This window comes from Burkholderia sp. Ac-20345 (assembly GCF_017104825.1).
Taxonomy (GTDB): Bacteria; Pseudomonadota; Gammaproteobacteria; order Burkholderiales; family Burkholderiaceae; genus Burkholderia; species Burkholderia lata_B.
The window spans coordinates 1-7,041 of sequence record NZ_JAAGPO010000320.1; the positions used below are offsets into that span (position 1 = coordinate 1).

Here is a 7,041-nt window from a genome sequence, read left to right on the forward strand (position 1 = left end):
TCACCGGCCGGCGGCGGCACGAGGCCGCGCGCGCGATACGCGCGTTCGACGGCCGCTGCCAGCGGCGGCGCGTTGGCGGGTACCAGCAGCCCGTCGCACCACGGGGCAGCGAACGAGATCTCGCGCCGCTCCGCGATCGACCAGTAGACGGGAGGTCGCTGTGCCGCGAGATCCGGCAAACGGGCATGCTCGACGCGATAGTAGGCACCGCGATACTGCAGCGGAGAGTCGGTTGCCCACAGTGCGCTCAGGATCGACAGGAATTCGGCGCTGCGCGCGAGACGCTGGTCGCGGTTCAGGTGCATGGCCCGGTCGGTCACCCCGACGTCCAGCGCGTCGGCTTCGCATGCGAGCAGCGCGCGGCCGCGGCTCAGCGACTGCAGGCTCTGCGCGAGATGGGCGGCTGCGACGGGCAGCATCGCGCCGGCCTGCAGCGTCACCATCACGCGCAATGCCGGTAGCGCATCGACGAGCGCCGCGGCCATCATCCACGGATCGGGGCCGCCGGAATGCGCGGGCAGCAACACGGCGTCACAGCCGGCCGACACGCCTGCCTCGGCGATCGCGATCCAGTCGGCGGCCGGGTCGGGCCGCGCATCGTCGCAGCCGGTGTCGAGCCGCAGCAGCAGACGCGGCGCGCTCATGCTGCGGCGTGGGCCGGCCGCCAGCCGAGTGCCGGCGCAATCGTTTCCGCGAGCGCGCGCAGCCGCGCGAGCGCGTCGTCGAGCGACGTGCTTTCCGATTGCACGACTGGCAGAAAGTAATCGACGAACGGGAACAGCGCCGGGTCGCCGCGCAGGCTTTCGACAACATCGTCCGGATGCCCGTAATGGACATTCAGCAGCCGCACGATCTGCTCGGGATCGGTCACATCGGGATGGCCGCTCGCTGCGAGCCACGGGACATGGCGCACGACGTCGGGTGCCAGGGCGGCAAGCGCTGCGCGTCGGTCGCGGGCGGGAAATACCGCGCGCACCACCCCGATTCGTGGCGCCGCGGCGTCGGCGCGAGCGCGTTCGCGCCAGGCGTCGAGATACGCGTGCGCGAGCGGCAGCTGCACGGTGCGCGGATCGTGCACGGCGGTACCGAGCAGCAGGCCGTTGCCGTGCCGTGCCGCGAACCGTGCGCCGTCGGGCGACGCATGCGAATGCCACAGGCGCGTGCGCACGCCCGGCGCCGCCGGTTGCAGTACGAGCGGCGATGCATCGGCCGCGCTGCGCGCGAGCGGGCGGCCCGCGAGCGCATCCTGCAAACGGTCGAGCGCGGTCGCGAAGCGCGCCTGGCGCGTGTCGACGTCGCGCCCGAACGCGGCGAACGCGTCGAGATTCGCGCCGCCGCTGCCCAGACCGAGTTGCAGCCTGCCGCCGGCCAGCGAGTCGAGTACCGCCGCGTCTTCGGCGAGCCGCAGCGGATCCTCGAGCGGCAACGTGACGATTCCCGTGCCGAGCTCGATGCGGTGCGTGCGTTGCGCGGCGGCGGGCAGCAGCACGAGCGGCGACGGCAGCCGCCCCGTTTCGCTGCCGAAATGATGCTGGGCCACCCATGCGCTGTCGAAGCCGAGCGCTTCCGCTGCCTCGATCAGCGCAAGCGTTTCGTGCAGCACGCGCGGCGACGGGTCGGGCGCGTAGACACGCGTCAGCACCCCGAGACGGAACGAGCGCGTCATGCGAGATCTCCGCCGACCGGTGCGACCGTATCGCCGCGCAGCGACGACGGGCGTCGAAAGAAGGGCGGGCGCGGCAGGCCGAGCTGATCGCGCAGCGTCGGGCCTTCGTACTCGGTGCGGAACAGCCGGCGGCGCTGCAGTTCGGGTACGACCAGATCGACGAAATCGTCGAGGCCGCCGGGCACCCAGGCGAACGCGACGTTGAACCCGTCGGCGCCGTACGACAGGAACCATTCCTCGAAGCGATCGGCGATGGTTTTCGGCGTGCCGGTGACGACGCCGACGCTGGCAAAGCGCTCGTAGAGCTGGCGGATCGTCAGGTTCTCGCGGCGCGCGAGATCGACGATCAACTGCTGCCGGCTCTTGCTGCGATTGCTCGGCGGCAGGTCGGGCAAAGGTCCGTCCAGCGGATAGCCGGACAGGTCGAAGTCACCTGCGTTGTCGGCGAGCAGCCGCAGCCCGAGCACCGGATCGATCAGGTCCTGCAACGCACGCAGCTTGTCGCGTGCTTCGGCCTCGGTTGCGCCGACGATCGGCATTACACCGGGCAGGATCTTCAGGTGCTCCGGCCGGCGGCCGTAACGCGCGACGCGACCCTTGACGTCGGCATAGAACGCCTGCGCGTCGTCGAGCCGGTGCTGCGCGGTGAAGATCAGTTCCGCGCAGCGCGCCGCGAGTTCGCGGCCGGCTTCCGACGAGCCGGCCTGCACGAGTACCGGATGACCCTGCGGCGCCCGCGCGACGTTCAGCGGGCCGCGCACGCTGAAGTGCGGCCCATGATGATCGAGCACATGCAGCTTGCGGTGGTCGAAATGCAGGCCGGCGGCCTTGTCCTCGATGAACGCGTCGTCTTCCCAGCTGTCCCAGAGCCCCGCCACGACGCGCTGGAACTCGTCGGCGCGCGCGTAGCGGTCGGCGTGCGCGAGGTGCGGCGTCGCGCCGAAATTCGCCGCTTCGTCGGGCACGACCGACGTGACGAGATTCCACCCCGCGCGGCCGCCGCTCAGGTGGTCGAGCGACGCGAACTTGCGGGCGATGTGGTAGGGCGCGTTGTAGGTGGTCGTCGCGGTCGCGATCAGGCCGATGTGTTGCGTGACGGCCGCCAGCGCGGCGAGCAGCGTGAGCGGCTCGAAGGTGTCGGCGCGCGCGCTGCGGCGCAGCGAGTCGACGTGGCTGCCCTGCGTCGCGACCACGTCCGCGACGAACAGCGCATCGAGCTTGCCGCGCTCGGCCGTCTGCGCCATCCGGCGGAAATGCGCGAAGTCGCGGTTGCCGTTCGGCTGCGCGAGCGGATGGCGCCAGCCGACGACATGGCTGCCGCCGCCGTTCAGCATCGCGTTGAGTTTCAGTGTGTCGGTGCGGCGCGTCATCCGGCGAGCCTCCTCAATACGTGTAGGTCACGCGCACGCCGACGGTGCGCGGCTGCCCCGCGGCGGCGACGTTCGTGCCGGGCAGGAAGAAGTTCTTCGTCAGGTCGTACTGGCGGTTGAACAGGTTGCGCGCCCACAGCGCGACGTCCCAATGCCGGTCGGGCGACGTGACGGTCAAGCTCGCATTGACGAGCCAGTAACTGTCGACCGTGTAGTTCGGGCCGAGCAGCAGCAATTGCGAATACGCGTCGCGGTAGCTGTAGTTCGTCTCCGCACGCAGCCGGTAGCCGCCCGCGAGCCAGCTGTACGCGACCTGTCCGCCATAGCTCAGGCGCGGGAAGCTGAGCGCGGTGCCGTTGTAGTCGGTGAACACGTTGTGGCCGCTGGCCGCCGACGCCTGCGTGTTGTACGTGACGAACGGCGACGTGTACTTGCCGCCCTTGTAGCCCACGTACTGCGAGATCTCGAGCCCACGCACCGGCTGCCATTTCAGGTCGGTCTCGAAGCCGTCGATGCGCGATTTCGGCGCATTCACGAACGTGCCGATCAGCGATTGGGAGTTCGGGTCGAAGGTGGCCGACAATACCTGCTGGTCGCGGTAGTCGTAGTGGAACGCCGATACGTTCCAGCGCAGCGAGCGTGTGAGGTCGCTCTTGAAGCCCACTTCGTACGCAGTCAGCGATTCGGGCTTGAATGGCGCGAGCGCGTTTGAATTGCCGGTGTTGTGCGCGGTGAACCCGCCCGACTTGTAGCCGCGGCTGACGGTCGCATACAGCATCGTCGCAGGCGCGAGGTCGAACTCGAGTCCGACCTTGCCGGATGTGCCGTTGGACGTCAGCGACTGGTTCGCGTCGCCGCCCTGGAAGCCCGCGAACGGCGTGAACGACGGCGTCAGCATGCCCGACGCGAAGCCGCGCAGTTCGCGCTTCTCGTGTTCCTGCCGCACACCGACGATGCCGCGCAGGCGTTTCGTGATGTCGTAGGTCGCCTGGCCGTAGACGCCGAGCGTATCGACCGACTGCCGGTAGCGCGTCAACGCGATGAAGCCGAGCCGGTCGCTGAAGTCGGAATAGAACTTCTCGTCGAGATCGTCGTGCGAGTAGAACAGGCCGGTGACCCAGCGCAGCCGCGTGTCGCCGCGCGACGACGCGCGCAGTTCCTGCGTGACTTCGTTGACGGTGTCGTCGAAGTACTCGTCGGAGTCGTGGTATCGCGTCGCGTCCCAGTCCGAATATTCGCGGCGGTGCAGGTAGTTGTACGCGGTGATGCTCTTCAGTTCGACCGGGCCGAGATTCCACGTCGCGGTCAGGTCCACGCCGCCATTCAGGTTGTTGCGCCCCGGCTTCGCGTCGGTCGACAGACCCGTCGCGCGTGAAAATGCCGGGCTCACGCCCCAGCCGGTCTTCGTGTGATCGGCATCGGCGGGAATCACCTCGCCGGTCTTGGTCGACGTGTACGGCGTAAACAGGTAAAGCCCCGTGTTGTCGGACTTGTCGAAGCCGCCGTGCGCGCCGACATGCAGCTTGAAGTCGCGCGTGACGTCCCAGTCGAGCTGCCCGCGCGCGGCGGCGCTGTCGTGGTTGCCGAGCGTCTGGTTGGTCGCGCGGTTGTTCTGCCACGCGCCGAAGTCCTGTGTCGTGAACGCGAAGCGACCGCGCACGCGGTCGCTCAGCGGCCCGGACACGTAGCCCTCGGTCGTCAGCAGGTTATGCGTGCCGTATTCGACGCTCGCGCCCGCCTCGAAGTCGCGGGTCGGCTGGTTCGTGATGAAGTTCACCGTGCCGCCCGTCGTGTTGCGGCCGTACAGCGTGCCCTGCGGGCCGCGCAGCACCTCGACGCGCGCGATGTCGAACAGTTGCCCCTGGGTCTGGATCGGCAGCGCATATGCGACGTCGTCCACGTTGATGCCGACCGTCGACGCGTTGTTCGACGTGTAGTCGTTGAAGCCGACGCCGCGAATCCGGAACTGCGGCTGGCCGCCGCCGAACGCGGGCTCCACCTCGACGCTCGCGGTCGCGTGCTGCAAGTCGTTGACGGTCCCGACGTTCAGCGTCTTCAGGTCGTTGCCCGAGATGACTGACACCGACGTACCGACACGTTGGGCGGATTGCCGCCGCCGCTGGGCGGTGACGATGACGTCCTTGAGCTGTGCCTCCGCGAATGGTGCGCCGGTGTTCGCCTGCGCTGCACCGGACGGCGGGGTGGCCGCCGCAGCCGGTGCAGCCGCGGGCGCCGACGCGGCGATCGGTGCCGCGCTCACGGCCGGCTGTTGCTGCGCATGCAGCGCCGGCGCGGCGGCCAGCAGTGCCGACGCGCCGATGGAGGCGCTCAACATCCTGTATTTCATCCGTCTATCCCCAAATCGAAACGTTGTTATGCGTGTGGTCCGGCGCGATGCCGCGCATCCGGTCGATGGCGCCGCGGCTCGGCAGTGCGTGAGCGGGTGGTTCGCAACAGACGTGCCAATGGGCGCTTGGGCCCGCCCCACAATGGGTTAGCGTCGAAAGCGGTGGCCGGATGGGCCGGGGCGCGTGCATGCGTTCCAGTCGTTTTGCTGGAATTCCAGCAGCGTCGTCGCGCGGCGCGCGACGTGCTGCTTTTGCGCCATCTCGCTGGAAATCCAGCGCGCCGCGCGCGGTGTCATGGCTGCACAGGCCGACAGGACGGCGATGGCACGGTGCTTGCTCTCGACGGAGGCCATGCACCTGCCCACGAGGATCTTCATGAACGCTTTCACGTCCGCCGACACGCCCGCTCGCGCGTCTTCCCCGTTGTCCTCCCGGCCGCCAGCGAGCCGCATCGCCGATGACGCGCATGCGCTCGAAACCGCGCTCCGTCTCGCCGACGAGCTGTCGCGCGACGCGGCGCTGCGCGATCGCGAGCGGCGCCTGCCGTTCGCGGAGCTCGACCTGTTCTCCGGCAGCGGGCTGTGGGGCATCACCGTGCCACGCGCGTTCGGCGGTGCGGACGTGTCGCTGGCGACGCTCGGCGAAGTCGTGCGGACCATCGCGCAGGCGGATCCGTCGATCGGTCAGTTGCCGAAGAATCACTTCCACGCGCTCGACGTGATCCGGCTCACGGGCGACGAGGCGCAGCGCCGCAAGTTCTTCGGCCTCGTGCTCGACGGCGCGCGGATCGGCCATGCCGCGTCCGAGCGCGGCACGAAGAACGCGCTCGAGATCGGCACGCGGCTCTCGCGGCGCGGCGGGCGGCTCGTGCTCGACGGCCAGAAGTTCTATTCGACTGGCGCGCTGTTCGCCGACTGGATCGCCGTGCTGGCGCTCGACGACGACGGCCGCTACGTGCAGGCGCTGGTCGAGCGCGACCGGCCCGGGCTCGACATCGTCGACGACTGGAGTGGCTTCGGGCAGCGCACGACGGCGAGCGGCACGCTGACGCTGTCGGGCGTCGAGGTCGACGAGCAGGACGTGGTGTCGATCCAGGCCGCGTTCGAGCGGCCAACCCTCGCGGGGCCCGTGTCGCAATACCTGCACGCGAACATCGACGTCGGCATCGCGCGCGCGGCGCTGGCCGACACGCTCGAGTTCGTGCGTACGCGCAGCCGGCCGTGGGCAGACAGCGGTATCGCACGCGCGTCGGACGATCCGTACGTGATTCGCGATGTCGCGGACGTGCAGGTCCGCCTGCTCGCGACCGAAGCGCTGCTCGACCGCGCGGCCGTGGCGCTCGACGCATTGCCGGCCGAACTCGACGATGCGCAGGTGGCGCACGCTTCGGTGCAGGTCGCGGCCGCGAAAGTCCTGAGCACCGAGCTGGCAATTCTTGCGACCAACAAGCTGTTCGAACTGTCGGGCACGCGCTCGGTGCTGAGCGAATACAACCTCGACCGCCACTGGCGCAACGCACGCACCCACACGCTGCACGACCCGGTGCGCTGGAAGTATCACGCGATCGGCAACTACGTGCTCAACCACGTCAACCCGCCGCGCCACGGTTATCTGTGATGAACGACATGCTTTCGAATCCGTCGCCGTTCGCACCGAA

The 7,041-nt window shown here is 69.1% G+C and carries 6 protein-coding genes; 1 reads left to right on the forward strand and 5 read right to left on the reverse strand.

Annotation, left to right across the window (positions count from 1 at the left end):
* From G3O06_RS45490 to G3O06_RS45510, 5 genes are all read right to left on the reverse strand, one after another.
* A partial coding sequence (locus G3O06_RS45490) for an LLM class flavin-dependent oxidoreductase (protein WP_205819993.1) occupies positions 1–644 on the reverse strand: 644 nt, incomplete at its 3' end.
* Positions 641–1,666 carry an LLM class flavin-dependent oxidoreductase gene (locus tag G3O06_RS45495; protein WP_205819994.1) on the reverse strand — a complete coding sequence of 342 codons (1,026 nt, stop codon included), beginning with the start codon at positions 1,664–1,666 and terminating at the stop codon, positions 641–643. The genes G3O06_RS45495 and G3O06_RS45490, both read right to left, overlap by 4 nt.
* Positions 1,663–3,036 (reverse strand): LLM class flavin-dependent oxidoreductase, encoded by a 1,374-nt coding sequence (locus G3O06_RS45500; RefSeq protein WP_205819995.1) that lies wholly within the window; start codon positions 3,034–3,036, stop codon positions 1,663–1,665. The genes G3O06_RS45495 and G3O06_RS45500 overlap by 4 nt, the downstream gene beginning before the upstream one ends.
* A 13-nt stretch (positions 3,037–3,049) precedes the next feature.
* Complete coding sequence (locus G3O06_RS45505; RefSeq protein ID WP_205819996.1) at positions 3,050–5,371, reverse strand: TonB-dependent receptor; 2,322 nt, start codon at positions 5,369–5,371, stop codon at positions 3,050–3,052.
* A gap of 159 nt (positions 5,372–5,530) precedes the next feature.
* Positions 5,531–5,761 carry a hypothetical protein gene (locus G3O06_RS45510; RefSeq protein ID WP_205819997.1) on the reverse strand — a complete coding sequence of 77 codons (231 nt, stop codon included), beginning with the start codon at positions 5,759–5,761 and terminating at the stop codon, positions 5,531–5,533.
* Here G3O06_RS45510 and G3O06_RS45515 point away from each other — a divergent pair.
* Complete coding sequence (locus G3O06_RS45515; protein ID WP_205819998.1) at positions 5,760–7,001, forward strand: SfnB family sulfur acquisition oxidoreductase; 1,242 nt, start codon at positions 5,760–5,762, stop codon at positions 6,999–7,001. The genes G3O06_RS45510 and G3O06_RS45515 overlap by 2 nt on opposite strands.
* Positions 7,002–7,041 lie beyond the last annotated feature (40 nt).